27 protein-coding genes and 1 pseudogene are annotated in these 26,011 nt (G+C 64.1%); 17 read left to right on the top strand and 11 right to left on the bottom strand.

Annotated features, from left to right (window positions below; genetic code table 11):
• The first annotated feature begins 29 nt into the window (after positions 1–29).
• The 7 genes and pseudogenes from AC4ELH_RS04200 to AC4ELH_RS04170 all read left to right on the top strand — a co-directional run.
• Complete coding sequence (locus tag AC4ELH_RS04200) at positions 30–1,883, top strand: gluzincin family metallopeptidase (RefSeq protein WP_135360179.1); 1,854 nt, start codon at positions 30–32, stop codon at positions 1,881–1,883.
• Positions 1,880–3,148, top strand: a complete 1,269-nt coding sequence (locus AC4ELH_RS04195; protein WP_135360178.1) for an MBL fold metallo-hydrolase — start codon at positions 1,880–1,882, stop codon at positions 3,146–3,148. Before AC4ELH_RS04200 ends, AC4ELH_RS04195 begins: the two co-directional genes overlap by 4 nt.
• Before the next feature lie 139 nt (positions 3,149–3,287).
• Positions 3,288–4,034: an alpha/beta fold hydrolase gene (locus tag AC4ELH_RS04190; protein ID WP_135360177.1), complete on the top strand. Its 747-nt coding sequence runs from the start codon at positions 3,288–3,290 to the stop codon at positions 4,032–4,034.
• Between the two features lie 73 nt (positions 4,035–4,107).
• On the top strand, positions 4,108–5,931 hold the full coding sequence (locus tag AC4ELH_RS04185) for a serine/threonine-protein kinase (protein ID WP_498883295.1): 1,824 nt from the start codon (positions 4,108–4,110) through the stop codon (positions 5,929–5,931).
• 431 nt (positions 5,932–6,362) lie between these two features.
• On the top strand, positions 6,363–6,593 hold the full coding sequence (locus AC4ELH_RS04180; RefSeq protein ID WP_498883294.1) for a hypothetical protein: 231 nt from the start codon (positions 6,363–6,365) through the stop codon (positions 6,591–6,593).
• Between the two features lie 253 nt (positions 6,594–6,846).
• Positions 6,847–7,062 carry a hypervirulence associated TUDOR domain-containing protein gene (locus AC4ELH_RS04175; RefSeq protein ID WP_135360174.1) on the top strand — a complete coding sequence of 72 codons (216 nt, stop codon included), beginning with the start codon at positions 6,847–6,849 and terminating at the stop codon, positions 7,060–7,062.
• A pseudogene (locus tag AC4ELH_RS04170) lies at positions 7,055–7,384 on the top strand (DUF488 domain-containing protein); the annotation flags it as partial. The gene AC4ELH_RS04175 and the pseudogene AC4ELH_RS04170, both read left to right, overlap by 8 nt.
• Positions 7,385–7,454: 70 nt before the next feature.
• On the opposite strand, the gene AC4ELH_RS04165 reads toward AC4ELH_RS04170, so the two are convergent.
• Together AC4ELH_RS04165 and AC4ELH_RS04160 are read right to left on the bottom strand one after the other, a co-directional pair.
• Positions 7,455–8,627 carry a fatty acid desaturase family protein gene (locus tag AC4ELH_RS04165; RefSeq protein WP_418007517.1) on the bottom strand — a complete coding sequence of 391 codons (1,173 nt, stop codon included), beginning with the start codon at positions 8,625–8,627 and terminating at the stop codon, positions 7,455–7,457.
• A gap of 89 nt (positions 8,628–8,716) precedes the next feature.
• On the bottom strand, positions 8,717–9,484 hold the full coding sequence (locus AC4ELH_RS04160; protein ID WP_135360172.1) for a TetR/AcrR family transcriptional regulator: 768 nt from the start codon (positions 9,482–9,484) through the stop codon (positions 8,717–8,719).
• Between the two features lie 418 nt (positions 9,485–9,902).
• On the opposite strand from AC4ELH_RS04160, the gene AC4ELH_RS04155 reads away from it, so the two are divergent.
• From AC4ELH_RS04155 to AC4ELH_RS04140, 4 genes are all read left to right on the top strand, one after another.
• The gene (locus AC4ELH_RS04155) at positions 9,903–10,076 is read left to right on the top strand and encodes a CsbD family protein (protein WP_418022816.1); all 174 of its coding nucleotides are present in this window, start codon (positions 9,903–9,905) and stop codon (positions 10,074–10,076) included.
• 50 nt (positions 10,077–10,126) lie between these two features.
• The gene (locus AC4ELH_RS04150; protein WP_135360171.1) at positions 10,127–10,306 is read left to right on the top strand and encodes a DUF6131 family protein; all 180 of its coding nucleotides are present in this window, start codon (positions 10,127–10,129) and stop codon (positions 10,304–10,306) included.
• Positions 10,307–10,715: 409 nt separating this feature from the next.
• On the top strand, positions 10,716–11,936 hold the full coding sequence (locus tag AC4ELH_RS04145; protein ID WP_498883293.1) for a carboxylate-amine ligase: 1,221 nt from the start codon (positions 10,716–10,718) through the stop codon (positions 11,934–11,936).
• 156 nt (positions 11,937–12,092) lie between these two features.
• A complete protein-coding gene (locus AC4ELH_RS04140; protein WP_237165857.1) occupies positions 12,093–12,638 on the top strand; it encodes a DUF5994 family protein in 546 nt (181 codons plus the stop codon).
• 128 nt (positions 12,639–12,766) lie between these two features.
• Here the strand turns inward: AC4ELH_RS04140 and AC4ELH_RS04135 are convergent, their stop codons facing one another.
• From AC4ELH_RS04135 to AC4ELH_RS04125, 3 genes are all read right to left on the bottom strand, one after another.
• Positions 12,767–12,970: a hypothetical protein gene (locus AC4ELH_RS04135; protein ID WP_135360169.1), complete on the bottom strand. Its 204-nt coding sequence runs from the start codon at positions 12,968–12,970 to the stop codon at positions 12,767–12,769.
• A gap of 86 nt (positions 12,971–13,056) precedes the next feature.
• Positions 13,057–13,563 carry a DUF5994 family protein gene (locus AC4ELH_RS04130; protein WP_135360168.1) on the bottom strand — a complete coding sequence of 169 codons (507 nt, stop codon included), beginning with the start codon at positions 13,561–13,563 and terminating at the stop codon, positions 13,057–13,059.
• Between the two features lie 305 nt (positions 13,564–13,868).
• On the bottom strand, positions 13,869–14,723 hold the full coding sequence (locus AC4ELH_RS04125; RefSeq protein ID WP_498883292.1) for a phytanoyl-CoA dioxygenase family protein: 855 nt from the start codon (positions 14,721–14,723) through the stop codon (positions 13,869–13,871).
• A gap of 45 nt (positions 14,724–14,768) precedes the next feature.
• Here AC4ELH_RS04125 and AC4ELH_RS04120 point away from each other — a divergent pair, with 45 nt between their 5' ends.
• A complete protein-coding gene (locus AC4ELH_RS04120; RefSeq protein WP_498883291.1) occupies positions 14,769–15,344 on the top strand; it encodes a TetR/AcrR family transcriptional regulator in 576 nt (191 codons plus the stop codon).
• Positions 15,345–15,362: 18 nt separating this feature from the next.
• Here the strand turns inward: AC4ELH_RS04120 and AC4ELH_RS04115 are convergent, their stop codons facing one another.
• On the bottom strand, positions 15,363–15,749 hold the full coding sequence (locus AC4ELH_RS04115) for a hypothetical protein (protein ID WP_135360165.1): 387 nt from the start codon (positions 15,747–15,749) through the stop codon (positions 15,363–15,365).
• Positions 15,750–15,825: 76 nt separating this feature from the next.
• Between AC4ELH_RS04115 and AC4ELH_RS04110 the strand changes: the two genes are divergently transcribed.
• Positions 15,826–16,908, top strand: a complete 1,083-nt coding sequence (locus AC4ELH_RS04110; protein WP_205879694.1) for an SDR family oxidoreductase — start codon at positions 15,826–15,828, stop codon at positions 16,906–16,908.
• On the opposite strand, the gene AC4ELH_RS04105 is transcribed toward AC4ELH_RS04110, so the two are convergent.
• On the bottom strand, positions 16,905–17,585 hold the full coding sequence (locus tag AC4ELH_RS04105) for a TetR family transcriptional regulator (RefSeq protein ID WP_418025195.1): 681 nt from the start codon (positions 17,583–17,585) through the stop codon (positions 16,905–16,907). The two genes, AC4ELH_RS04110 and AC4ELH_RS04105, sit on opposite strands and share 4 nt — an antisense overlap.
• Positions 17,586–17,748: 163 nt before the next feature.
• Between AC4ELH_RS04105 and AC4ELH_RS04100 the strand changes: the two genes are divergently transcribed.
• The 3 genes from AC4ELH_RS04100 (at position 17,749) to ripB (ending at position 21,074) form a co-directional block, all read left to right on the top strand.
• Positions 17,749–18,774, top strand: coding sequence for an NADP-dependent oxidoreductase (locus AC4ELH_RS04100; RefSeq protein WP_448447379.1), 1,026 nt, complete (start codon positions 17,749–17,751; stop codon positions 18,772–18,774).
• Positions 18,775–18,778: 4 nt separating this feature from the next.
• The gene (locus AC4ELH_RS04095) at positions 18,779–19,897 is read left to right on the top strand and encodes an Rv3169 family protein (RefSeq protein WP_448447377.1); all 1,119 of its coding nucleotides are present in this window, start codon (positions 18,779–18,781) and stop codon (positions 19,895–19,897) included.
• A gap of 496 nt (positions 19,898–20,393) precedes the next feature.
• Entirely contained in the window at positions 20,394–21,074 is a 681-nt protein-coding gene (gene ripB / locus AC4ELH_RS04090; protein ID WP_448447375.1) for an NlpC/P60 family peptidoglycan endopeptidase RipB, read from the top strand.
• Positions 21,075–21,076: 2 nt separating this feature from the next.
• Here the strand turns inward: ripB and AC4ELH_RS04085 are convergent, their stop codons facing one another.
• From AC4ELH_RS04085 to AC4ELH_RS04075, 3 genes are all read right to left on the bottom strand, one after another.
• Positions 21,077–22,015 (bottom strand): M56 family metallopeptidase, encoded by a 939-nt coding sequence (locus AC4ELH_RS04085; protein ID WP_448447373.1) that lies wholly within the window; start codon positions 22,013–22,015, stop codon positions 21,077–21,079.
• Complete coding sequence (locus AC4ELH_RS04080) at positions 22,012–22,401, bottom strand: BlaI/MecI/CopY family transcriptional regulator (protein ID WP_064881457.1); 390 nt, start codon at positions 22,399–22,401, stop codon at positions 22,012–22,014. The genes AC4ELH_RS04085 and AC4ELH_RS04080 overlap by 4 nt, the downstream gene beginning before the upstream one ends.
• A 112-nt stretch (positions 22,402–22,513) precedes the next feature.
• On the bottom strand, positions 22,514–24,049 hold the full coding sequence (locus AC4ELH_RS04075) for a multicopper oxidase family protein (RefSeq protein ID WP_448447467.1): 1,536 nt from the start codon (positions 24,047–24,049) through the stop codon (positions 22,514–22,516).
• Positions 24,050–24,541: 492 nt separating this feature from the next.
• Here AC4ELH_RS04075 and AC4ELH_RS04070 point away from each other — a divergent pair, with 492 nt between their 5' ends.
• A complete protein-coding gene (locus tag AC4ELH_RS04070) occupies positions 24,542–25,420 on the top strand; it encodes a L,D-transpeptidase (RefSeq protein WP_498883334.1) in 879 nt (292 codons plus the stop codon).
• Positions 25,421–25,548: 128 nt separating this feature from the next.
• Here the strand turns inward: AC4ELH_RS04070 and AC4ELH_RS04065 are convergent, their stop codons facing one another.
• Entirely contained in the window at positions 25,549–25,848 is a 300-nt protein-coding gene (locus AC4ELH_RS04065; protein ID WP_448447371.1) for a hypothetical protein, read from the bottom strand.
• Positions 25,849–26,011: the final 163 nt, after the last annotated feature.

Genomic DNA, 26,011 nt, shown 5'->3' with positions numbered 1-26,011 from the left:
CCCCTTCGGCAGCCGGCAAGGAGGCCTCGATGCGCAAATCCCCGGAACGCAGAGCCCTGCGAATATTCGCGTTCGATCCGATGATCTCGCGAGCAGGCGATCATCGTGTCACCGTGGAAGTGCCATATCGCAAGCTCGAACGGACGGAGCGTTCCTTCTGGGACGACCGGCTTGAAGTGGTCGACTACGACGCGGCCGCCGACGTGTACTACAAGGCGGTCCAACTCGACGACGCCGCGATCGCGATGCAGCAGGGCATTGAGCCGTCGGATTCCGATCCGCAGTTCCACCAGCAGATGGTGTACGCGGTCGCCTCGCGTGTGCTCGAGAACTTCGACCGCGCGCTCGGCCGACGCCTGCGGTTCTGGGGCGGCGCGCGGCTGCGCCTCATGCCGCACGCCTTTCAAGGGAGCAACGCGTACTTCGACGACGACCTGAACGCCGTTCTCTTCGGGTACTTCTCCGCTGATGTGGACGATCCCGGCGCGAACCTCCCCGGCCAGCTGATCTTCACCTGCCTGTCGCACGACATCGTGGCTCACGAGGTCGCGCACGCGGCGCTGAGCCGCCTGCATCGCCGGTATAGCGAGCCCACGAACGCGCAGGTGCCCGCCCTGCACGAGGCGTTCGCCGACATCGTCGCGTTGTTCCAGCGCCTGACGTTCCCGGAAGTCGTGGCCGCCGCGATCCGCGAGACGCGCAACAACCTCCTGGATCCGAAGGGACGGCTGCTGGACATCGGCGCGCAATTCGGCTCTGCCGCGGGTAAAGGCCATGCGCTGCGCAGCATCGCGGCCACGCGCGATCCGTCGAAAGTCGCCTCGACCACCGAGCCGCACGCACTCGGCTGGATCCTGGTATCCGCGGTGTACGACGGGTTCGTCGACACCTACGAACGGCGCACCCGCGACCTCATTCGCATCGCGACCGGAGGCAGCGGCAAGCTGCCGGACGGGGAGCTGCATCCAGACCTGGTGAACCGCCTCGCCGGAGAGTGCGTCCGCACGGCGCAGACGGTCCTGTCGATGTGCATCCGCGCCACTGACTACCTGCCGCCTGTCGACCCGACGTTCAGCGATTACCTGCGGGCGATGATCACGGCCGACTTCGAACTGAACCGATCGGACGAGACCGGCGTGCGCGCCTCGATGATCGAGGCGTTCCGTCAACGCGGAATCCGGCCCCAGGCGGTGGGTTCGCTGGCTGTCGAATCGCTGCTGCTCGACGCGCAGCCCGATACCGCGCCGAAGGACATCGACCTCGCGAGGATCGTCGCGGACTTGGTCGAGGTTGGTGCACGTGAGCTCGGCCGGACGACGGGCCCGGCGAAGTCCAGCACCTACACGAAGAGGCCGCGCGCACGCGAGGTGACGAGCCGTTCCGACTGGGACGCGCAGCAGTATCAGTCGCTTTCGGAGCCGCCGAGAGAAGATGCGCAGATCCCCGAAACCGAGGAACCGGACGACGATTGGCGAAGCCTGGGCGGCAGGCTTGGATCTTGGGTGAAGCTGAACCGCCCCAAGCTCGGTCTCGAAATCGACATTCCCGCGGCAGTCGTCGGATTCCATCCGGTGCACCGGATCGCGGCCACTGGCGAGCTCCTGGTCGAGATGGTCGCGCAGATCGTCCAGACCATGAGTGTCGAAGACGACCTCGGTGGCCTGCGCTACCGCGCAGGGCTGACACTCGTTGCCAACATCGACGGTCAGATCCGCTACTACATTCGCAAGCCGTTCCGTGACGACCGGAAGCAAGCCCTGCGCGACCGGGTCACCGCGTTCGACGACGCATACGGGATGGGCTGGAAGCCACGCAATCCCGAACCCAACAGAATCGTCGCGGCGTACTCGGCGCGGGCCATGGACGCACGGAGGTGGCGATGAGCTCGACAATGACGATCCGCATGTACAACGTCGGCTTCGGCGACTCGTTCCTGCTGCTACTGCCCGGCAAGAAGACGATCCTCGTGGACGCCGGCTTCCACAGTCAGGGCAAGGGCGCGTTTACCGCCAACGACCTCGCCAGGCAGATTGTGGCGGACGTCAAGGCGCACAGCGGCAGAGCCCGCATCGATGTCGTCATCGCTACGCACCGGCACCAGGACCATGTGTTCGCTTTCAACTCGGCCGAATGGGAGAACGTCGAGATCGGCGAAGTATGGATGCCCTGGGTCGAGGACCGCGACAACCCGGACGCCAAGAAGCTCTGGAAGAAGCAGCAAGGGTTTGCGATGGCGCTGGCCCAAGCAGCCCCGGGCTTTGACCTCCATCCGGACGACCGTGCGGAGCTGGACTTCCTGCTGTGGAACGCCGGGATCGACATCACCGGCCTCGTGCCCGACGCCGAGCTGGCGGCATGGAGCAACCAGGGAGCGCTGGACGTGCTTCACGACGGGTTCAAGCACCGCGAGCGCTCCGATCCCCGATTTTTGCCCGAAGGCAACGACTTTCCCGAGACCTTCGAAAGCAACGTGATCACCGGGATGAAGGTGCACGTCCTCGGTCCGCCGCGTGATCCCGACGAGATCGAAGAGCTTGATCCCGCGAGCGATGACGAGACCTACAAGGCGCTCATGTTGCAGGCCGCCAGCGTCCGCCACCAGGAGGTGACGGCCCCATTCTCGGCGCAGTGGCGCGTGCCCGCCACCGATCCGGGGCCGAAGCTCGCCGACGACGACCTCAAGCGGCTGAAGGGGCTCGCGCACTCGGCCGACGCGCTGCTGGCCGCGAAAGCCGTTGACGACATGATCAATTCGACAAGCCTGGTGCTCGTGCTGGACATCGGCAGCGCACGCCTGCTGCTGCCGGGCGACGCCGAATGGGGAACCTGGAAGCGCATCCTCGCGAACAACAAAGCGCGCTCGCTGCTGCGTGGCGCATCCTTCTTCAAGGTCGGCCACCACGGCAGCCACAACGCCACGTCCAAGACTCTCGTCGAGAAGGTGTTGCCGCGAGAGATCCCCGCGATGGTTTCCACACAGGCCGGCCTCGGAAGATACCGCAACAACATCCCGCTGGACGAGCTGCTCACGGCTCTCCGAGACCACGAGATCAGCTGTGCACGTAGCGACAAGGGCAACGAGGTGTTGCCGGACGGCTTCGTCGCCGAAGCCAATGCGAAATGGATCGACCTGGAGATCGCCTGCTGAGCCGCTCCGATTCCCGCTGACCGACCCCCGAACGCTCCCCGGACAACACCGAGGACAGCAACGACGGAGCTTCCGAGCGCGGCAGGCGGATCAAGCCAACAGGCGCCCCTGCGGCGATGACGATGCAAGGATGGCCTCCATGACTGTGGTTCTCGTGCACGGCAATCCGGAGACTGACGCGATCTGGGGTCCACTCGTCGATGCGCTCGGTCGCGATGACGTGGTGCGGCTGTCGCCGCCGGGATTCGGTGCACCACTCCCCGACGGCTTTGCTGCGACCTTCCTTGCCTACCGCGACTGGCTCGAAGGTGAGCTGGAGAACATCGACGAACCAGTCGACGTAGTCGGGCATGACTGGGGTGGCGGCCATGTGATGAGCGTCGTCATGCACCGACCCGAACTGGTGCGCAGCTGGGCCACCGATGTGATCGGTGTCCTCGACCCCGACTACGTGTGGCACGACATGGCCCAGGTCTGGCAGACACCCGGAGAAGGCGAGGAACTCGTCGACACCATGCTCGGCGGAACCATCGAGGATCGCGCCGCCCAGATGTCCGGGTTGGGCATCCCGATCGACATCGCAGCCTCGATTGCCGCCGAACAAGGACCAGAGATGGGACGGGCGATCCTCGCGCTGTACCGCTCGGCCCGCCAACCTGCGATGGCGGAGGCCGGGCGAGCGCTGGAGAATGCTCGGGCCCGGCCCGGCCTTTCCCTGCTCGCCACCGACGATCCCTACATCGGCTCCGACGAAATTCGACAGCGAGCGGCGACGCGGGCCGGTGCACGCACGGAGGTACTCGACGGACTGGGACATTGGTGGATGGTGCAGGACCCGGCTGGTGGCGCAGCGGCCCTCACCCGCTTCTGGGACGGCCTCGGCTGAAGCTGCTCGGGACGTCGTGATCCTGACGAACATCTGTTCGCGCTCGAGTTGCCGTCCTTTGTAGGCTGCGAACATGCCGTTAAATGCCGGTGACGTCTTTGCCGGGTACACCATTCAGCGGCTCCTGGGCGCCGGTGGCATGGGCGAGGTCTACCTGGCCCAACATCCTCGCCTTCCCCGTCTGGATGCACTCAAGATCCTCTCGGTGAGCACCACGCGCGATGAGGAGTTCCGCGCCCGGTTCAACCGCGAGGCGGAGCTGGCCGCATCGTTGTGGCATCCGCACATCGTCGGCGTGCACGACCGGGGCGAGTTCGACGGCCGGCTGTGGATCTCGATGGACTACGTCGAGGGCACCGACGCCAAGCACTTGATCGAGCAGAACCCATCTGGGATGCCCTTGCGGGATGTGGTGGAGATCGTCACGGCAGTCGCCGAAGCGCTCGACGTCGCGCATGAACGCAACCTGCTGCACCGCGACGTCAAACCGGCGAACATCCTGGTCACCGTCCCGTCGGGAAGTGCCCGGCGACGCATATTGCTCACCGATTTCGGTATCGCCCGAGAAGCCGACGACGCGAATGGCCTCACGGAGACCGACGTGGCCATCGGTACCGTCGCGTATGTAGCTCCCGAGCAGCTCACCGGGAAGGCGCTCGATGGCAGAGCAGACCAGTACGCCCTGGCGGCGACCGCCTTCCATCTGTTGACCGGCTCGCCTGTCTTCGAAGACACCAATCGCATCGTCCAGGCCGGCAACCACCTCTATGCGCCACCGCCCCGGCTGTCCGAGCGCCGCCGCGACCTCGCCCATCTGGACGCCGTGATGGCGAAGGCGCTGGCCAAACAACCCGACAAGCGCTACGCGCGGTGCCTGGACTTCGCGCGGGCGCTGGGCGGGAGCACGGACGTGTCGACCGCGCCCCAGCCGGTGGCGCCCGCTACGGGCGTTCACACCGCCCCGCTGGAGATCCCCGACGTCCATGAGCGGAGCAGCTCCCCGGAAACCAAACGGCTGGCCATGCTGACGATCCTGGGCACTGCCCGCGGCGTGCAGAAGCAACCGTCCGGACCTGACAGCGACGAGGAGGTCTGGGCCTTCCGCGTCGAGCGCTACGAGTCGACCGGTGAAGCACACACCGTCGTGCCGGTCGAGCTACGCGGCAACTCCATCACGGGCGAACTCTCCGACGGGGATGTGGTGGAGGTCAGCGGCCCCTGGGATGACCGAACGCTGTACGCCGACTCGGTGGTCAATCATTCGGCCGGGAGCCGCGGGCGCCGCCGGCGCAACTCGTTCGAAGTGAGGTCAGGTAATCGCCGCCGAACTCTGACGTCCCGTCCCGTGCGCATCGTCTTGGTTCTGGCCGTGATCGCGATGATCGTTGCCATGTCCGTTCTTCTCATTCGCGGTTCGGGATCGTCGTCGCACAGCGCCCCGGGGCCAATAGTGACGCCCGAGAGTGCGACGGTGTTCTCCCCCGGCGGCTCACCAGACCATCCGGATCAGGCGAGTCTGGCCGTCGACGGCAACCCGGATACGTCGTGGTCCACCGATATCTATCAGGATGCCGCGCCGTTCCCGGCCTTCAAACAAGGTGTCGGCCTGCTACTTCAGCTCCCCTCGCCGACCGCTTTGAGCGAGGTGACGATCGACGTGCCCAGCACCGGAACAGAAGTCCAGATTCGCGCGGCCGACAGTGCTCACCCGAGCAACCTGTCCGACACAACCGAGCTGACGCCGACCGTGGCGTTACAGCCCGGGGAAAACACCATCACCGTCGACAATCGGACGGAAACATCCAATGTGCTGGTGTGGATTTCCAAGTTGGGCACCCTCGATGGGCAGAGCCGCACCACCATCTCAGAGATCACGCTGCGGGCCACCGGCGATTGATGCAATTTCCAGATGGCATCCCGGCCTACCAGGCCTCTATCAGCTGCGTCGTCTGCGGCACCTGACGCTAATATCCGGGTGTGGTCTGGATGCCGGAGGATGATGAATTGTCTTCTTGACCATCGGAGTTCGGGTTGACGGGCTAGCTGGGACGCTGCCATTTCGGTGGAGTGCGCCATGGAGGACGTTCGCTCGGCCGGGTCTGTCATCGCGCCCCTCCAAAGTGACCACCAACCGGTCCCCCGGGCTGCTCCGCGCGCTTTCGGCCGGGACCTGGAATTACCAGTTGGTGGTGGTACCGGCTAACGGGGTGCGAGTTGGGGGCCAGCACCAGTGGTTTCGCCCCGCGTGTTGGGAACCCTGGAGTAGAGACACGAAATCACAAACAAAGGAGCGTGGTGGCAGTGAATACAACCTACAAACGATCGAGAATGCCAACAGTGGCTGTGGTGGCGAGCGCAGCCGCAGCGCTGGGGATCTTGCTCGCACCAAATGCTCAAGCCGCACCCGGAGCCAACTGCAGAAATGACGGCGGCTCCGTGCTGTGCCAGTCCCCTGGCAACGCGCAGGTGTACTCAGAGCCGCCGAGCACCAGCGCGGGAATGGGCATCGGCGCCAATGGCCCCTACGGACCGTGGGGAAACGTGCCGCCGCTGAAGTAGAAACCGCAGCAAGGGCTGCCGATGAGGTGGTTTGACCCGCACGAACTGAGTACCAATTCCGTTGCATGACAACATAATTAGCCAGGCATTGCGCAGCCACGTTCATCGACCGTATGGAGGTCCCGGCCGCCCCGCTCGTGGTCGATGACGAAGCAATGGACGAAATCCAGTGGAGGCTTTGCTATCGGCGGCGGCAGCCAGTAGTGCGTCGCCGCCAGCACTGCTTCAATGGGTCCAGGACGAAGGAGTCGATATGTCTGACCGGTTCAGCGTTGATGCCCATGTGACGTGGAACTCGGAGGCCGGACACGTGTCGGGCACGGTGACGAAGATCCGCACGAAGGATTTCGAATACAAGGGTTACACGCGGCGGGCGTCCCCGGACGATCCGCAGTACGAGACCAAGAGCGACAAAACCGACCACATCGCCGCTCATAAGGGCAGCGCCTTGCGGCTGGTCGATGAGTGAGCCGTTCTTCACGGCCGGACACTCCACCCGAACGCTCGATGAGTTCGTCGACCTGTTACGCGGTAGCAGTGTCGGGCTGATTGTTGATACCCGGAAGCTTCCCGGCTCCACACGGTATCCGCAGTTCGACCAGGAAACGCTCTCAAGGTGCCTGAACGAGGTCGGGATCGGGTACCGGGCCTCGAAAGGCCTGACTGGGCGTCGTCCAATGAGCAAGGAAGTGTCATTCGAAGTCAATGCCTGGTGGAAGAACCGTAGCTTCCACAACTATGCCGACTATGCACTCTCCGACGACTTCACGCGCGCCCTCGCTGAACTGCGCATGGAACTCACCACAGTTCGAGTCGCCGACCTGAGGGACACCGATACCGGTCGTCAAACCGACACCATCGCTACCGGCGCTGCCCCAATCGCGTTGCCACGACGAAAGCTCGAGGTCTCTCAACGCACCGGGAGTCAGGTTTGTAACCGACCTTTCCTTCAGAATCTTTGGCGAGAAGCCGATCCGGGAGCGCGAGCGTGAAAATAGTGCGCACGGTCTCCAGGTATTGACGTACGAGCGGGCCGGTCGTGTACGGCAGGTCGAAGCGGCCGCATATGGACCGAACCTGCGGAGCGATCTGTGCGTAGCGGTTGCTCGGCAGATCCGGAAAGAGGTGGTGCTCAATCTGGTAGCAGAGGTTTCCGCTGAGGAACGCCAACACTGGCCCGGCGCGGAAGTTCGCGGTGCCGAGCATTTGTCGCAGATACCATTCGGATTTGGACTCGTCCTCCAGCGCGGCGGGTGCGAATTTCTGCGTACCGTCGCCTAGGTGCCCGCAGCAGATCACCACGTAAGCCCACACGTTGCGCAACATGTTGGCGGTCGCGTTCGCGGTGAGCGTGCGGCGCCATCGTCGAAGACTCAGCGCGGGAAAGATCAAATAGTCCTTCCCAACCTGCCGTGCCACCTTGCCGACCAAGGCTCGAGTGAGCGCGGATTTGTCGGCGCGAGTCGCCGCGCGCTTCTGCTGCGACTCCCACCCCTGCAGGGCGATGCCCCATTCGAACATGATGGCCAGCAACATGCTCCGTAGCGGCTGCAGTAGATTGGTCGACCGCCACTGCTGGTCGCGGGTGACCCGCATGATGCCGTATCCGAGGTCGTCGTCCACGCCGATCACGTTCGTGAACACGTGGTGGCGGTAGTTGTGGGCGTACCGCCACTGCGAGGAGACACCGGCCATGTCCCACTCCCACGTGCTGGAGTGGATTTCCGGATCGTTCATCCAATCCCATTGACCGTGGCAGATGTTGTGACCGAGTTCCATGTTTTCGATGCTTTTCGCGGTGGCCAGCGCGGCGGTTCCCAGTGCCCAGCCGGACCCGCCTCGGCTGCCGGCGATCATGAGCCGTGCGATGATGTCGAGGCAGCGCTGAAACGCGATGGCCCGCTGGATGTATGCCCGATCTTGTTCACCGCGCGAATTCTCGATGTCGCGACGGATTGCCTCGAGTTCGACTCCGAGCTCCTCGAGGTCGGCCTCGCAAAGGTGCGCGTATTCGGCTGCGTCTGTTACTGCCATCTTCTTGCCAAGTCTGTAATTAGTTTCGGGTCATACGTATTCGCACAGGACGAACGCGAGTGGGAGAAGCGTGGAGTGCGGCGTCGAGATCACGTCCGTTCGTGATTGTCTTGTGGAGGTTCGGCGGTGTGCGCGGGAGCGGCACCGGGAACCGAGAGCCGCGCGGCCAGTCCGCTGAGCAGAATGTCGAGCCCGCGGTCGAGTTCGGCCAGTCCGTCGTAGGTAGCCCATATTGGTGCGAGCTCGCGAAGGTGTCCGAACTGGTCGATCGGAAGCCGGTGTAGTCCCAAGCGCAAGACGTGGTCGGTTTCCTCGGGCCGCTCGACGATTTCCTGCAGTTCGGTAAGCACGTGCCCGTACAGGAACCCGAACAACGCCCGGTAGACGTGCAGCGCGTCCTCTCCGGTGAACCCGGCACCGATGAGCAGGGTGAGGATCTCTTCGAGGTGCCGCAGGATTCCCGGTGGGCGCATCCCAAGCGGTGTTGCCAGCGGGCGGGTGACCAACAAAGGCACCACGTTGGGATGCGCACGTGCCAGATCGCGGAACTCGTGGCCGAGCTTGCGTAATGCAGCGGCCCAATCCGGCGTTGTGGTGTCCAGCGAAAGCTGTTCGAAGACCATCTCGACGACTCCGTCGAGCACCGCAGCCTTGTTCGGCACATGCCGATACAGGGCCATTGGGTCGCGTCCGAGCGCCTCACCGAGTCGCCGCATCGAGAGCCTGTCGACGCCGTCGCGGTCGATGATCTCCAGAGCGCTTGCCAGGACCGCTGCGCGGGTGATCGGCACGCCCTCACCGTTCGACTCGATGTTACGGGCGCCGGTCGCGGGTGGACCTCCGGGCGGTGCGGTCATGAATGCTGCCACCTTTCGACGTGTCTCCAGTGTTGTCCTCCACTGTAGTCCTACACCGTAGACCCCACAACGACGCACAGCCTCGGATCATCGACAGGGTAGAACTATGCTGTAGACATACACTGTTGACAACCCCACCGATGGGGCGTGTACTGGACTTCTAAGTATCAGTAGAGGCGCCGCCATGATCGTCATCGTTGGATCGGTTGTTTGGCTCGTCGCGGTGGTCGTGGGGTTCACCGGGCCGACGCAGGCCGCTCCCCTCCGGGATCTACGTCGGCCTATTCCGAAGCTCGGCTTGATCGTGTTGGCGGCGCGTGCACGCGCCGCGGTTGCCTCCCCGGCAAAACGAACCTCAAACGCATGCCTTCGTCCCGCGATCGCGGGACGTGAACTACGGAGAACGAGGAGCCGCGAAATGAGTTTTGGTAGAGAGGTCGCCCACAAAGCCGAAGCGGCTGTGGGCAGCATGAAGAAAGCCTTCGGCCGCGCCACCGGCAACACCCGTCTGCGGGTTGAGGGACGCGCCGGCCAGTTCAAAGGCAACACCAAACAGGCAGGCGACAAGCTGAAAGACGCCTTCAAACACTGATCTCGGGCAAACCCGCCCCCGACCATCCACATCGAAACTAGGTAACTGCCATGATCATCCTCGGAATCGTCATGATCGTTCTGGGGCTCCTCCTCCCCAGCCTCGTCCCCACATTCGCTTTCGCTCACGTTGTCCTGGTCATCGGCGTCATCCTGCTGGTCGTGGGCCTGCTCATGATGCTGATGGGGCGGACGGGTCACGCCGTCGGCGGCCGGCGTCACTACTACTGACCGGCCCGTGGGTCATGGCCGACGACCTTGAATCGACGGCCATGATCGGTCCGTGCCCCCCTGCAGAACTCACGTTTCAACAATCGCAAGGAGCCGATATGGCTACCAGCACTATGGTTTTCGTCTTCCTCGTGGTGTGCGCCACGATGGTGCCCATCTCTGTCTTCGCGTGGGTGGCAGGCACTAGACGCGACAAAGTTCGCTCTGCGCACCACGGCATCCACCGATCCGTGGAACTGGACGCACCGGAAGTTCGCCGGCGCGAGGCATGGGCTGACGAGGCCGCCGCCGGCAGCGCTGAGCGCGGCCATAGGCGGGTATCTGGGCGCCCCCAGCATGGGGCCTGTCTCAACGGGACGCCATCCGCTGCAACACGGCGGCGAATTCCCCTCAACAGCTCGACGACCCAGTGGGACCGAGCCGACACGATGAATACCGTTTCACAAGCCCCTCGTGCAGATGTGAATGCCGAACGCAAGGAACGCCAAGGCAATTGACAGTCTCAGAGGTGCGCCGGACAGTCGGCATAGAGGAAGAGTTCCACGTTGTAGACCTCACAACCCGACGGCTGGCCGCGCGGGCGCCAGAGCTGCTGCAACTACTGTCTGACGGTTATGTGGCCGAGTTGCAGCGCTGTGTGGTGGAGACGAACGGCAGTGTGGTCAGCACTCTTTCAGATCTGCGAGCTGATCTGATCGCCCGACGCCGAGTCCTCGTCGACACCGCCGCTACTCTCGGGTTGGGCGTGGTCGCCGCGGGCGCCGTTCCGTTGTCGGTGCCCAGCGAGATGCGAGTGACCCAGACTTTCCGTTATCAGCAGATGCTTGCCGAATATCAGCTGTTGGCACGCGAACAACTGATCTGCGGGACTCAGATCCACGTGGGGATCGACGACCGCGATGAGTCTGTCCTGGTGGCCGGCCGGGTGGCCGCCTACGTCCCCACCCTGCTTGCGCTGAGCGCGAGTTCGCCATTCTGGTCCGACGGATCTGACACCGGCTACAGCAGTGTCCGCACACTGGTCTGGCAACGGTGGCCGACCACTGGTTTGGCACCCCCGGCCACGTCAGCCGCGGAATACGACACGTTGATCTCCAATCTAGTTGCGACCGGAGTGATCACCGATGCGGGGATGTCGTATTTTGACGTTCGCCCCGCCCTGCGAACTCCCACCTTGGAACTGCGCGTGTGTGACAGCTGCCCACGCACCGACACCATCGTGCTCATCGCGGCGTTGTTCCGCGCGCTCGTCGAACGCGAGATCGAGGGAATACGCGCTGGGGTGCCTGCCGCCATGGTGGTCCCCCCACTCGGCCGCGCCGCACTGTGGCGAGCCGCTCGGTCAGGGTTGGAAGGCGACCTGGTGGACTTGATACATCCGGCCAGCCGACCCGCGGGCGATATGGTCACCGACTTGGTCCAGATGCTCCGCCCACAGCTGGAGGCGTCGGGAGACTGGCAGGCCGTCGAGGAATTGGCGCGCCAGGCACTGACGGACGGCAGCTCGGCGGCCCGGCAGCGTCGCGTCATGCGCATGAGCAACAACCTGTTCGACGTCGTGGATCACCTCATCGCCGAGACGGCAGACATCGCGCCTCGTGCCCAAGGTGCGTTGGGCAACACGGCATGACAGGACCGACGATGAGGACTCCCGGCCCGCATTCAGACTGGATCAGCGTAGGATCACAACTATCGGCGGTACTTCGTACACGCAACCATTTCGGGTGTGTCATCGCTGATTTGAAGGACAGGACCGCGTCAACGCGGTCCAGACGGGAGCGTCGTCATGACGCCACAGCAGACACGCAGAAATGATCAGAACTCCACCGTGCCGGCGCGTACGCCACGCCTACGGTTGAAGCCCAAGGCGCCACATAGTGGCTATGTCGACGGGGCGTGGTGGCCTCACAGCGATGACCTCAGCGCAGAACTGCCAGACCTGTTGGCCGTGCTCTCGGTCCGCCTGGGCCGCATCGACCGGGTGTTGTATCACCTGAGCGCATGGGCGACAGCGCCACGAAAACTGGTCACCGGAGGGCGGGCGGTACGCCTGGATGGGTATCGGCGGCAGCCGATCAACACCGTTGAAGTTCTCGGGCTCGACGGTGACCGGCTCACGCTACTGGTAATCGCGCCCCACACCGACGCCGACGACGCCCACCACACCATGATGACCGCGGCGCAACCCCACAACGCCGCGACCGTCGACGGATTGCTCATGATCGGCCAACGAGACCGGGACAGACGCACCCAAGCGTCTGCTGCTCAGGAACGATGGGAATCAGAAGGTGGAACCACGGCTTCCTCACGGTTGGCGCAACTACGCGACTGACACGGGGAGCCCCGGGTCCGCATACATCACCGATGGAGCATCGCCGGTTGATGTGGCGTGGCGCATACTATTTGGTGATCGAGTGATTCGCATACAGCAAGCGAGTAAATTCGAAGCTGGCATATTGCTCATGCACGATGATGAAACAGGCCGTGGGGTTTCCGCTTCTCATCTCCGGTCACCTGGGTCCAGCCTCCCGCCGGATAAGTCGCGGCCTGCATTGTTCCGGCACGGACAACTTCCAATGACCCGTCGGTGTGTTTGATGTAGCGATCGCCGAAGCGGGCAAACTCATCAGTGGCACCGTCGTTGCGGGTTACTTGTACCGTCATGGTCAAATCCGATCTCTGACGACATCGTCAGCGTCATGTTGTTCAGAAGTGTTCACCGAATGGATATTCGGGAACGCACTGTGTGGTTACGAGGTCTGTGACGCCCAGCGCTGCTGGGCAACAGCGGCCCGGTCCAGACTGACCCGGACGCGCGGCTCAATCCCGAGAAGGCGGTCCACACGGGTCTCGTCGCTGGGATGTGCGGCCCTCATCATTGTCGCGTGCGCGTCGGATGCGTCCGCGTGTACAGCTACGATCAGCAGGTCGAGTCGACGGAGCCCGGGTCCCAGCAGGCTGATAGTTGAAGTCGGTTGGCGCTCATAGCCATCCAGCTTGACTGAACCGTCACCAGTGGTGAGTTTTCGAGGCGCCGGCCGCCAGTCAGACAATCGGTAGAGAACGCGTTCGACGTGTCCCAGCTTGACGGACAGCGCCGCTAGAAGGTCGGGAAGTTCCGCGCTGAGGTCATCACCGCGGGGCCACCACGCCCCATCGACAAACCCAATGCGTCGCGCCTTCGGCTTCAACCGCAATCTTGGAGTACGTGACAGGCCTTGCATCCGTGGCGAGTTCTCAACAGCTTGTAGCGTCATGTGGACGCTCCCATCTATGGCCGAGCAAACCGACCTGTCGAATGGATGCTCCAAACCCGAACGGGAATCTGTATGACGGAGCACCAATAAGTTTGACGATACTCGCAGTCACACAATAAAGCGACAGACAGGGCTGTGCAGCGCCGGGTTCGTGAGCTTTTATCGGTTGCGCGCGGCCAAGATGCGGCAATCAGATTGCGCTCGACCACGTTTGGTCACGATTGGGCGAAAGCGATTTCAACAGAAGTCATCCGACAGTTCGGCACACTGAACCGGCACCGCAGGCGGAGGCGGAGGCGGACGCATCAGACGGACTGAACACCGGCCTCGAGCAAACGCTTCGGATGCATGCCGTCGACCTGACCGATGAAGGGTGGGTGGATGCTGTAGCCGAGCATGCGGCGGATGTCCTCGGAGACGGCCCGCACCGTATCGCGGGTCATCGACAAGGTGAATGCCTCCTGCGGACGCAGCCAGGGCTCGCAGTATTGCGCCGTCAGGGCCAGCCGTGCGTTTGCAGAACGGTTGGCGCCACCGCCGTGCCACAAGGTGCCGACGAAGAACACGCATGACCCGGCGCTCATCACCACCGGCTCGCGCTGGGCGGGCTCGGGCAGCCGATCACCCCACTGGTGGCTACCCGCGACGATGTCGGTGGCACCGTTGTCGGCAGTGAAGTCGTCGATCGCCCAGATCGTGGCCGCGCCCAGGGCCTTTCGCGGTCGGGGCAGCGGATAGAAGCCGTCATCGGTGTGCAACATCTGGGCCTGCTCCCCCGGCAGGATGTTGATCACCTGCAGCATGGACAACAGGTAGTTGGGCATGAACAACCGATCCAGCAGCGCCAGCACCCGCGGATGGTCGGCGATGCGGTCGCAGCTGCGGGTCTTGTTCAACACGCTGTACACCCGCTGGGTCGCGTGTCCTTCAAACCCGTTGCGGCCCACCAGGTCCAACAGCGGGCCCACGGATTTCCGGATGTCGTCGAGCTCGGCGGCACTCAGCAGGTCGGGCAGGATCACGTATCCGTCGCGCAGCACTGCCGCCAGGTCCGCGTCTGCCACGGCAGGGTCCACCTGCTCACCGCTGCTGCGGGTCCGCCGATAGGTACCGGCCAGGTCACCGGACAACTCCGTCAACGACGTCACTTCAGTGCTCATATCGCCCTCACCGAAACATAACTGACTTCTGTTATGGTACGGACTATGGCACGCGCGCCGGTCGGACGTCAACAACTGATCGATGCCGCGCGCGACGAACTCGTACACGGAAACGGCGTCTTCGAACTCAGCGGGCTCACCCGTCGCGCCGGCCTCAGTACCGGCGCCCTCTATCACCACTTTGGATCGAAGAGCGGGCTTCTGACCGCGATCTATGACGGCTTCTACGACGGGTTGCGCCACGCGATCGCCGATACCCACCTACCCGACGGCGATTGGGCTACCCGCGAACACGACCGCACCCATCGCTTCGTCGCCTATCACCTCGCCGACCCGCTGGCGCCGATTCTGCTCAACCGCACCGCCAGCGACCCGCAGCTCACCGAACTCGGGGAGGCCTACATTCACGACCTCATCGACAACGCCGCCGCCAACATCCGCCATGGACAGCAACTCGGCGCAATCCCAACGGATCTGGACCCCGACAGCGCTGCCGCTTACCTCATCGGAGGCCTGCGCCACGGCATCGCGCAGCAGCTCCGTGTCATCCCGACGCCGAATTCCGATCAAGCCACACAGACACTTTGGCGCTTCACGGCAGCAGTCCTCGGCATCACCTAGACCGACAGTCCAACCGCGTCAGTCCCGGTCGTCGCGACCGCGCCCGGTGATCCGGTTGAACGCGGAGACGCCCGGGATGTTCGTCAACATCCGGAAGACGTCGTTACCCGTGTTGATCAACGATTCCAGTTGCGGCAGGAGGCGGTCCAACGTACGGAACATCGGGTCGGCCATGGCCATATACCGTTCGGTCCGATCGATGGTGGTGTTGAGCCGTTCTGTCGCGACCGCAAGATTCTCCAGCAGATCGGGTAGCTGGGCGGCAAGTTGAGCCGACGCCGGCGGAATGCGCATCGCGCCGCTTGCCACCGCCTGGGCGGCGCCGACGGCGGACTGAGCCGTCTCGACGGCTGCCTGAGCGGCCGATTTGAGGTCGCTGGGTTTAGGTACCTTCTGGCTACTCATACCGCTAACTGTCCCCCGTCGTCGGCCACTCCGTCAGCAATATGCTCGAGCTGACCCGCACGAGAGGAACCCCCGAATGAGCACACCTCGCACCTCGATCGACCCGGACGCGCCGGTGCTCGTCACGGGCGCCAGCGGGTACATCGGCAGCTGGATCGTCCGGTTACTCCTCGAAGCCGGTCACACCGTCCACGGCACGGTGCGCAACCCTGCCAAGGCCACCGGGTTGGAGCATCTGCACAAGCTCTCCGCCGACCATCCCGGCCGACTGGAACTGTTCAAGGCAGACCTGCTCGAGCCCGGCAGTTTCGACGACGCGATGGCCGGGTGCGAGCTTGTCATGCACACCGCCTCGCCGTTCCTGCTCTCAGGTTTCAAGGACGCGCAGGAGGCACTGGTCCGCCCGGCGCTGGAGGGCACCCGCAATGTGCTCGACTCGGTGAACCGCACCGATAGCGTCAAACGCGTGGTGCTGACCAGCAGCGTGGTCGCGATCTACGGGGACGCCCGTGAGGTGTTGGATGTCGCGGGCGGTGTCTTCACCGACGAACATTGGAACACCACCAGCAGTGTCGGCCACCAGCCCTATCCCTACTCCAAGACGGTCGCGGAGCAGGAGGCCTGGCGGTACCAACGGGCGCAGAACCGCTGGGACATGGTCACCATCCACCCGGGCCTGGTGCTCGGCCCGGCGCTGACCACGGCCAGTGATTCGGCCAGCCTGAGCACCATGAAGCAGTTCACCGACGGCAGTCTCCTGGCCGGAGCGCCCGCGCTGACCATGGGCGTGGTGGACGTGCGCGACGTCGCCGATGCCCATCTGCGTGCCGGATTCACACCCGAGGCCCACGGCCGCTACATCGTCAACGCCGATTCTCTGACGCTTCTGGAGATCGGCAAGCTACTGCGGCGGCGGTTCGGCCCGTTCTACCCGTTCCCGAGGATGACCGCACCCAAGGTGCTCGTGAAGGCCATCGCGCCGGCTGCCGGACTCACGCGAGAGTTCGTCGAGCACAACGTGGGATATCCATTGGCGTTCGACAACAGCCGCAGCCGCAACGAGCTGGGGCTCACCTATCGTCCGGCGGCGCAGACAGTCACCGACCACTTCCAGCAGATGCTCGACGACGGCCTGGTCCGCCGCATGCCGGGTAGCTAGTCCGCAGGTTCGGACGGAAGCCCATACTGCACCGCGATACCGGTGAGCAACATCGTCATTCGGTGCTGAAAGGCGTCTTCGCTGAACGGATCGAACCCGGACTGTGCGACCGCACGCAACGTCGGATAGTCGGACGCGGAACGTTTGGCGGTGAGTTTGAAGATCCGGGCCAGCCAGGGCTGTCCGCTTTCGGCGTGGAGGTGTTCACGGTGCGCCTCGGTGACGCTGCCGATCGCCATCGCGCTCACCGCAGCCCAGACCGCCATCGCGTCGTCGGGCGACAGGCCGTGCCCGGCCAGTGCTTCGACGGCGTCGCCGTTGCACTGCATCTCCATCTCGTCGCGGACCCCGCCGGTGACGAACTTCTCGACCAGCGCCGGCTCGGAGGCCAAGACCGTCCTGATGTAGGACGCATAGCTGCGCATCCAGGTCGCCCAATGCTCGCCGGAGTAACGCGGGGGCGGTGACATGACCAAGGCGCTCTCGGTGGCCAGTCGCAGCAGATCGTCCTGGTTCTTCACGTGGTGATACAGCCCGGGCAGGCTGATGCCGAGGTGTTCGGCCACCCGGCGCATCGTGACGTTTTCAGTGCCGATCTCCCGCACCGCTGCGACAATGGCGCTGTGGTCGATGCGGGGAGGCCTCCCTCGACGCGGCGTTAATTCGTTGGCGCTCATGTCATCCCGGTTGCTTCCCCTGCAGGCTCACGGGTGCCCTCCCGCCTGGCGAGACACTTTCAGTCTGGGGCTTGACGATAATCGATACGCATTCTAAGAATCAATATGAAAAATCGGATGGACACCTCGATCTTCTCGATCCTCCATAGAAATGAGCAGCGACATGACTGACTCCGCGCACCGCCAGAACCGTCAAGTCCTGTTGCGTCGCCGCCCGAATGGGCTGGTCTCCCCGGACGACACGGAAATGGTGACCACGTCCGCGCCGGTTCCTGCCGACGGTGAGGCACTGCTGCGGACGACGTATGTGGGCATCGACGCGGCCGCTCGCACCTGGCTGGACGGCGAACCCGGCTACCTGCCCGCTCTCGAATTGGGCGAGGTCGTCCGAGTCGCCGGCATCGGCGAAGTTGTCGAATCACGTTGTGATGCCTACAAGGTGGGCGATCTGGTCACCACGCTGACGGGGCTGCAGGACTACGCGATCATCCGCGACGACCTCTTCAGTACGCCGGTGGTCGGTTACACCGATCCGCTGGCGGTGATGTCGATCTACGGACCGACGGGCGCCACGGCGTATTTCGGCATGAAGGGGGTCGGCAAGCCGCAGGCCGGTGAGACGGTGGTGGTGTCGGCCGCAGCGGGCGCGACTGGATCGGTGGCAGGCCAGATCGCCAAGATCGCCGGTGCCCGCGTGGTCGGTATCGCGGGCGGCCCGGAAAAATGCCGGGCCGTGGTCGAGGATTTCGGCTTCGACGCGTGCGTCGACTACAAGGCCGGCGACCTGTCCGCCGCGCTCAAGGAGCAGTGTCCGAACGGGATCAACGTCTACTTCGACAATGTCGGCGGAGACATCCTCAATGCGGTGCTCGGCAACTTGGCGCACAAAGCACGGGTGGTGATGTGCGGCATCATCTCGAGCTATCTCAACGGCGATCACCCAGGCCCGGCCAACTACGTCAACCTGCTTGCCACGTCCTCGACGATGCAGGGCTTCATCGCACTCGAAGAGTGGGCGCACTTCGATGAGGCCTTCGCCGCGCTGAGTGAATGGGAGCAACAAGGGCTGCTCGTCCATCGCGAAACCGTTTACGAGGGACTCGAATCCAGTATCGACGCCCTCAACGGACTGTTCACCGGGGCCAACATCGGCAAGATGCTCGTCAGGATCAACGAACCGGAAAATTGACACCGTGCTGACCCCTTTTGATGACTACCCCATTCACAGCTCGGCTGACCCGGTCGCCACACCGGTCAGTGCCGACCCCAACCACTACGACCGCTACTGGTTCAACGGTCATCAGCGTGGCGGCGAGTTCTACTTCGGTGCGGCGATGGGCCACTACCCGGTTCGCGGGATCATCGACGCCGCCTTCAGTGTGGTCAAGGACGGGGTGGAACATTCGGTCTTCGCTTCGGGGGCAATGCCGCTGGACCGATCGGCGACCGTCGGCCCGTTCCGTATCGAGGTCGTCGAACCACTGCGCACCATCCGCTACCTCGTCGACTCCAACGAGCACGCCATCTCCTGCGATCTGACCTTCCGCGCCACCACCGTCGCCATCGAGGAACCTCGCCAACAGCGGCGTACCGCCGAAGGCATCGTGCTGACCGACCACACCCGGCTCACCCAGTGGGGATCATGGGAAGGAACGATCTGCGTCGACGGCGAGGATCTGACGGTCGAGGCCGGCGCCGTGCCCGGAACCCGCGACCGGTCCTGGGGAGTTCGGCCCATCGGCGAGCAGGTACCCGTGCTCCGGCAGCCGATGCCCTTTCAGGTGTTCTGGCTCTGGGCGCCTTTGCATTTCGGCGATCGATTCACGCACTACGCCTTCCACGAACACGAGGACGGGCGCCGCTGGTTGGAGACGGCGCAGATTCTGGATCCGATTCCGGCGGGCGCCTCACCGTGCAGCCGGGTGGGTGTGCGCGAGTGTTACGACATCGGCTACGAACTCGAGTGGGAGCCGGGACGGCGGGAGATCCGACGGGCTCACCTGTGGTTCACCGATCCCGTCGACGGTGAGACCCACATCGAAGTGGAAAAGCTCTTCACCTTCCGGATGCGCGGGATCGGCTACTGGCATCCGCATTGGGGACACGGTTCCCATCACGGACAATTCGAGATCGGCAGGGAGTCCATCGATCTCGACGCCTTCGACCCGACCGACTTCGCCTCGATTCACTTGCAGAACGTCGTCAAGGCCACCATGGGTGAGCGCACCGGGATCGGTGTCGTCGAGCAGATCGCGATCGGGCCACACGCACCGTCGGGGCTCACCGGATTCCTCGACGGGTACCAACCCTGACGCTGCTGCGCGTCGGCCAACAGTTTCATAGCGCGCAGGGTCTTCGGGTCGTCGAGGAACCAGACTCTGCGCGGCTTGCCACCGCTCAACCCTAACCGCGACAGCGCATCGTCGACGTCGCCCATGATGTTCACTTTGACCTCGACCGCGCTCGGCTCTGCCATCTCGCCTCCCCATTCCCCACAAGCGTATGAACTGCGCGCGCAGGTGCCATGAGTACTGCGCTACCCGTTCTGACGCACCGCCGGGCGGCGTTCGAGCGTTGCGTCCGATACCAAAACGCAACCTACGCAATGAATTACCACCGTGGAATTTGATAATGGATGGGGCTGACGTGATTACTGTGGTCTAGAGTACGTACGTACGTAGTTCCTACATAGTTCCCGTGGATGCGGAGGCTTTGTCTCCGCCACGGCTATCGCAAGGCGGAGGGGGATGCGTGACCATGCCTTCCATGGCCCACAGGCGTTCCCTCTGCTGGGATCGCCGAACACTCATGCGCACAGGGATTCTCGCCGCGGCAGCGTTGGCAGCCATGGGCACTCCCCTTGCCCACGCGGAACCCAACGCCGGCCAGTGGGACCCCACTCTGCCCAACATTCTCAGTGCGGGAGCGCCGGGTGATCCGGTCGCCATTGCCAATGCGTCGTTGCAGGCGAGCGCTTTTGCCGCGCAGACGACGTTCGACATGGGCCGGAAGTTTCTCGGCAGCCTGGGTCTCGGGCCCGCGGACACCGGTGCGGCCCCCGTCCTCCGCGGCAACCGCGTCTATGGCAGGCAGGCAGTCGAGTACGTGATCCGGCGGGCCGGCACCCAACTCGGGGTGCCGTATTCGTGGGGTGGCGGCAGCCTGACCGGGCCCAGTCGCGGAGTGGATTCCGGCGCCGGCACCGTCGGCTTCGACTGCTCCGGGCTCACCCGCTATGCGTTCGCCGGCGTCGGAGTCCTGCTCCCCCGCTATTCGGGCGATCAGTACACGGCGGGACGCCACCTGCCGCCGTCGCAGGCCAAGCGAGGTGATCTGCTGTTCTGGGGCCCCGGTGGCGGACAGCACGAAGCGCTCTATCTCGGCGGTGGCCAGATGCTCGAGGCGCAGCAGACCGGTGTCCCGATCAAGATCTCTCCGGTACGTACCTCCGGGATGACGCCGTATGTCACTCGCATCATCGAGTACTGACCTCAGCGACAGAGCAGGCCCGATGCGCCCAACACGACCGTCGCGACCGGAACCAGGGCGATCACTGCCATCGCCCCGAAGAGACCTGCCCCGGCCCCGACCCGGATCCACGGCGCGGGAGGAAGAGCAATGCGCTCAGCACGGTTCAGCAAGGCCACGTCGGCGGCGCCGAGGGCCTGTGCCGGCGTCGCTCCGGCGAGTGCCATCAGCCCGGACAGAAGCGTGTGCTGTCCATGGCGGCGCACCGCTACATCGTCGGCGCACATTTCCAGCAGCCGACCGACATCCGCGGCGCCCCGGGTCATCAGCCGCACCCGTGGAAAAACCATCGCCAATCCGCGCAACGCGGTGACGATCTTCGGATGGCGTCCGTCGAGATGCGCCCGCTCATGGGCCAGTACGGCCTGCAGCTCATCGCTGCCCAGTGCGGCAATCGCCCCAGTGGTGACCACGATTGCCGGCGGCTTTCCCGCCACGCAGTACGCAGTGCGCTCACCGGTGTCGACGATGAAGACGTCGCGCTGATCGGTCGGACGTCCCACCAGACGCACCGCCTGGGCGTGACCGTCGGCATGGGCGCGCAGCCGCCGAATGGTGCGCTGGGCTTTGATCCCGACACGGACCAGCGCCACGAACAGCGCGACTGCCCCGACCATCACCGATGCTTGCGCCACGATGCCTGCACGCCCGGCCGCGATGTCGCAGAGGAACTCCACACACGACGCCAGGAATGATGTGCGCCGGCCGCCGTGGAAGACCACGTCGAGGATGACCAGCACCGGAATGACGATCCAGGTGGCCAGGACGCTGACGACGGCCGTCAACCATGCCGCCACACCGAATCTGGGGGCGGATCCGCCGCGGGTAAGAGCGCTCAGCAGCGTCGGCGCCAACACCATCATTGCCACGCTGTAGATCAGCAGACCCGCGGCGACGTTCACCGCTTTTTCGCCCTCGTCGATCGTCTTGCCAGCGTGCGTAGCGCGGCGCGCAGTCGATCGGAATCCTGCGGGTCGATCTGCTCGATGAAGTAGCTGAGCACCAGATCGGAACGGCCGCCACCGTCGAGCGCCTCACGCATCAACTGAGCGGTGTGCTGCTCGCGGTTCAACCGCGGCCAGTACCGGTAGGCCCGGCCGTCGCGGTCGCGTTCCAGCCAGCCCTTCGTGTGCAGATTGTCCATCGTCGACATCACGGTGGTGTACGCGATCCGACGCTCTTCGACGAGCTCATCGAACACCTCGCGCACCGTGACCGCCGCGGGACCGCGATTCCAGATGCGGTCCATGATGTCGGCCTCGAGTTCGCCGAATCCTCGTACGCGCACAGCATCCCTCCAAGATCGGTGAGGTGAGCGTACCCCGCGCCGGGGTGCCGCAGCGGTCTCGACGCGGTGGCCGTATCTACTACATAGGCTAGTACGTAGTACTGGACTAAGTTCAGCCGGCGTAGTCGACACGGGTCATCATCCCCGCATCCTGATGGTATGTGTTGTGGCAGTGGAGCATCCATGCGCCAGGATTATCAGCGGCGAATACCACGCGTACCCGCTGCATCGGCAACACGATCAGGGTGTCCTTACGGGCGCCGGGCCGGCCGTCGTCACCCACCACCTGAAAGGTGTGGCCGTGCAGATGCATCGGATGCCACATCATCGACGAGTTCCGGAATGTCATTGCCACGCGCTGCCCTTCGCGCACGGTCAGCGGCTGCGCTTCGGCGAAGGTGCGGCCATTGATCGTCCACTCGTAGGTCGCCATCGAGCCGCCCAGTTCGACGGGCAGTTCGGCATCTACGGGCATGGATTCCAATGTGGCCTCCGGAGTTGCAGTGAACAACCTGACCGTGCCAAGCCGTCCCCGCAGTTCCGGCGGCGCGTAGTCGGGCGGCGGGGTCGAGCCATCGGCGGTGATCAGCAAGGCCCTCGTGGACGCATTCTTCCCCTCGGCGGTCGCGACGAGCGGAAACACCCCGTCCCGTGCGGTGACGACCACGTCATAGCGCTCCCCCATCCCGAGCAGTACTGCATCCACCTCGGTGGGGACCACGGGAAAACCGTCGGTGTGGGTGACGGTCATGGGGTGCCCGGCCAATGCCACGCGGAATGCCGTATCGGAACCGGCGTTGATCAACCGGATCCGCACCCGTTGTCCGACTCGCACCCGGAAGCTGGTGGGGTTCTGGGCGTTTCGACCGTTCGCGACGTACATCGGGTAGTCGACGTCGCCGGCGTCACCTCCGAGGGGCGAACTTCCGCGACCAACGGCGGGCCTCATCGCGTCGTGGCCGCTCATGCCAGGCATGCCACCCATGCCCGGCATGTCGTGTCTCTCGCCCGACGGCATGCGCAAGCGGTCGTATATCTGGGCGGGGCTTTCGCCAACGCCATCGGTCCAGTCGTCGAGCATCACCACCCATTCGGCGTCATATCGGCCCGGCTCATCGGGGTCATCGATGATCACCGGGAAGTACAGGCCGGTGTCGGCGTCGAGTCCGGTATGCGGGTGTGCCCAGTAGGTTCCGGGATGAGGCGCCGAGAACCGGTAGGTGAAATCACCTCCGTCGGGGATGTCCGGAGTGGCCGGTGCAGCCCCGTCCATGTCGTTGCGGAGCGCCAGGCCGTGCCAATGCGCCGAGGTGGCTCGGCCGAGTCTGTTGCGCACCGTGACCTCCAGTTCATCGCCGACCGACGCCCGTAACAGCGGCCCGGGCACCACGTCGTTGTAGGCGATGGTCTCGGCGATCCGACCGCCGAGATCGACTCGCGTGCGCTGCGCGGTCAAAGTGGTCGACACGGTGCGGCCACTGTGCGGGCGGCGAGCCTCGGCCGCGGTGATGGCGTCCCGAGAAGTCGCGGCGGTCGAGGTGGCGTCGGCGCCACGCTGACACGCCGCGATGGCCGTTGTGCTCAAGGCGGCCGTGGCCATGAGGAATCCCCGGCGGCTGAGACGCGGCAGGCTGGTGGTGTCGGGCATGGTCGGGGCTCCGGTGGTCTGACGTGATGGGTGCATGTGTGCTTGGCCTCCACCTGACCACCGGAGGACAGTGAATTGGTATGGGTTGAATGAAGGTTTGTTGAAGAACTGCGCCTCAGCGGTGGCACACCGTCGTAGGAACCGAAACTCATGTCGAACACAAAGCGCTACGCCCATTTCTACGCATTAATCCCGTATGTGGTACCTACGTACGGGATGATCACGCAGGTCAACGCAGCGCTCGGGCGCGCGGTGGCTTTACAGAACCTACACAAAAGCAATGGTAAATAACCACTTTCGACGAGTAGGTCCACTGGCGATCGGCCGTTCACTCACCGCCACGATCTACTATCCCCGTACGTAGCTAGTAGACTGGTCGCGCAACCATGAATCCGCCCGAGCGGGCGTGGTCATCAAGGACACCTCGTCGATGGAGGCCTCGTGCAGCACCGCACCAGCTACCTGTGGATCACCGCGATCGCGGCAACCGTCATGGTCACCGCATCGAGCGTGACCGGCACTTCCGCACTGGCGGAGCCGGCGGGACCCCCACCACCCGTCGAACCGGCACCCCACCTCGCGCCCCAGATGCCGTGGCCCGCCCCCTTCGGCGAGGCCGCTACTGTCGGCACCCCGGCAGGACAGAACCTGCTGCCTTTCACTGGCGAACCGCCGTTCCTGCCACCCGCATTCAATCCGGCCAACGGTGCCACAGTCGGTGTCGCCAAGCCGATCTACATCACGTTCCAGCGGCCGATCGCAGACCGCCAGATGGCCGAGGACGCCATCCACATCTCGTCCAACCCTCCGGTGCCCGGCAAGTTCTACTGGATGAGCAACACGCAGGTGCGTTGGCGTCCAATCGATTTCTGGCCGGCCGGGACGGTGGTCAACATCGATGCCGCCGGTGCGAAATCCAATTTCCGCGTGGGCGATTCACTGGTGGCCACCATCGACGACAACACCCATCAGATGCAGATCCACCGTAACGGCGAGCTGGAGAAGACCTTTCCGGTGTCCCTGGGCAAGCCCGGCTACGAAACCCTCAACGGCACCTACTACGTGCTGGAGAAGTTCTCCGACATCATCATGGACTCGTCAACGTACGGGGTCCCGGTGAACTCGGCCGAGGGCTACAAGCTCAAGGTCCAAAATGCCGTCCGTCTCAGCAACACCGGGATCTTCGCGCACAGCGCACCCTGGTCGGTCGCCGATCAAGGCAAACGCAATGTCAGCCACGGCTGCCCCAATCTCAGCCCTGCCAACGCACAGTGGTTCTTCGACCACTTCGGTAGCGGCGACCCTGTCGTCGTCAAGAACTCCGTCGGCCTCTACAACCAGCCGGACGGCGCCCAGGACTGGCAGATCTGATCACCGCGGGGTGCCGAGTCCGCCGCCTTGATCTGTGGCGGGCTCGGCGCTTCCGGTGCGGCCGAAATGGGCTCGCGAATTGGGCTGAATTAATGGCAGGAAATTGATTGTCGACCTTGGAATGAAATTCAGCGATTACACATGAGGTCGACGTATGCAGTCGTATAGCGCACGAGATTGTTCACATTGCCCGTGGGCCCCCGCTGCACCCATGAGTGTTTGACGTCCGTGCCCTGCCGCACTGCAGTGACGGTGCATTGATCGATGGGCGCATTGCCCACCTTGTTGAGGATCACGCGAAAACCCTGTGCTTCGAGGTCGCTGATGGTCGCCTGAGCGGACGTCTGACCACTGGGTGCCGCATGTGCCGGCGCAGATGCGGCGAACCCGAGTCCAGTCGCAATCGAGGCAACGGCGACGGTCTTCACGAGCAGATTCTTCGTCATCCAATTCCCTTTCCGGCCAGTCGATAAGCCAACCTCGTATTCCTGAGGCGTCTGACATCGAGCCTAGTTGCGAATACGAATCCAGGGCGAAACTCATATGCGACGCATAATTAGCCGCATACGAGTTTCATGACGAATTCAGGTC

The sequence above is a fragment of the Mycobacterium shunyiense genome (assembly GCF_058270075.1).
This window is presented reverse-complemented; position numbering and strand designations above follow the sequence as displayed.

What these genes read in the sequence shown, in the direction of transcription:
- AC4ELH_RS04135 (WP_135360169.1), bottom strand. Translation starts at nt 12,970, where the DNA reads ATGACGGTACAAGTAACCCGCAACGACGGTGCCACTGATGAGTTTGCC.
- AC4ELH_RS04190 (WP_135360177.1), top strand. Translation starts at nt 3,288, where the DNA reads ATGACTGTGGTTCTCGTGCACGGCAATCCGGAGACTGACGCGATCTGG.
- AC4ELH_RS04180 (WP_498883294.1), top strand. Translation starts at nt 6,363, where the DNA reads ATGCCAACAGTGGCTGTGGTGGCGAGCGCAGCCGCAGCGCTGGGGATC.
- AC4ELH_RS04185 (WP_498883295.1), top strand. Translation starts at nt 4,108, where the DNA reads ATGCCGTTAAATGCCGGTGACGTCTTTGCCGGGTACACCATTCAGCGG.
- AC4ELH_RS04105 (WP_418025195.1), bottom strand. Translation starts at nt 17,585, where the DNA reads ATGAGCGCCAACGAATTAACGCCGCGTCGAGGGAGGCCTCCCCGCATC.
- AC4ELH_RS04140 (WP_237165857.1), top strand. Translation starts at nt 12,093, where the DNA reads ATGACGCCACAGCAGACACGCAGAAATGATCAGAACTCCACCGTGCCG.
- AC4ELH_RS04155 (WP_418022816.1), top strand. Translation starts at nt 9,903, where the DNA reads ATGAGTTTTGGTAGAGAGGTCGCCCACAAAGCCGAAGCGGCTGTGGGC.
- AC4ELH_RS04115 (WP_135360165.1), bottom strand. Translation starts at nt 15,749, where the DNA reads ATGAGTAGCCAGAAGGTACCTAAACCCAGCGACCTCAAATCGGCCGCT.
- ripB (WP_448447375.1), top strand. Translation starts at nt 20,394, where the DNA reads ATGCGCACAGGGATTCTCGCCGCGGCAGCGTTGGCAGCCATGGGCACT.
- AC4ELH_RS04130 (WP_135360168.1), bottom strand. Translation starts at nt 13,563, where the DNA reads ATGACGCTACAAGCTGTTGAGAACTCGCCACGGATGCAAGGCCTGTCA.
- AC4ELH_RS04160 (WP_135360172.1), bottom strand. Translation starts at nt 9,484, where the DNA reads ATGACCGCACCGCCCGGAGGTCCACCCGCGACCGGCGCCCGTAACATC.
- AC4ELH_RS04075 (WP_448447467.1), bottom strand. Translation starts at nt 24,049, where the DNA reads ATGCCCGACACCACCAGCCTGCCGCGTCTCAGCCGCCGGGGATTCCTC.
- AC4ELH_RS04125 (WP_498883292.1), bottom strand. Translation starts at nt 14,723, where the DNA reads ATGAGCACTGAAGTGACGTCGTTGACGGAGTTGTCCGGTGACCTGGCC.
- AC4ELH_RS04070 (WP_498883334.1), top strand. Translation starts at nt 24,542, where the DNA reads ATGGTCACCGCATCGAGCGTGACCGGCACTTCCGCACTGGCGGAGCCG.
- AC4ELH_RS04120 (WP_498883291.1), top strand. Translation starts at nt 14,769, where the DNA reads ATGGCACGCGCGCCGGTCGGACGTCAACAACTGATCGATGCCGCGCGC.
- AC4ELH_RS04165 (WP_418007517.1), bottom strand. Translation starts at nt 8,627, where the DNA reads ATGGCAGTAACAGACGCAGCCGAATACGCGCACCTTTGCGAGGCCGAC.
- AC4ELH_RS04195 (WP_135360178.1), top strand. Translation starts at nt 1,880, where the DNA reads ATGAGCTCGACAATGACGATCCGCATGTACAACGTCGGCTTCGGCGAC.
- AC4ELH_RS04175 (WP_135360174.1), top strand. Translation starts at nt 6,847, where the DNA reads ATGTCTGACCGGTTCAGCGTTGATGCCCATGTGACGTGGAACTCGGAG.
- AC4ELH_RS04150 (WP_135360171.1), top strand. Translation starts at nt 10,127, where the DNA reads ATGATCATCCTCGGAATCGTCATGATCGTTCTGGGGCTCCTCCTCCCC.
- AC4ELH_RS04100 (WP_448447379.1), top strand. Translation starts at nt 17,749, where the DNA reads ATGACTGACTCCGCGCACCGCCAGAACCGTCAAGTCCTGTTGCGTCGC.
- AC4ELH_RS04200 (WP_135360179.1), top strand. Translation starts at nt 30, where the DNA reads ATGCGCAAATCCCCGGAACGCAGAGCCCTGCGAATATTCGCGTTCGAT.
- AC4ELH_RS04110 (WP_205879694.1), top strand. Translation starts at nt 15,826, where the DNA reads ATGAGCACACCTCGCACCTCGATCGACCCGGACGCGCCGGTGCTCGTC.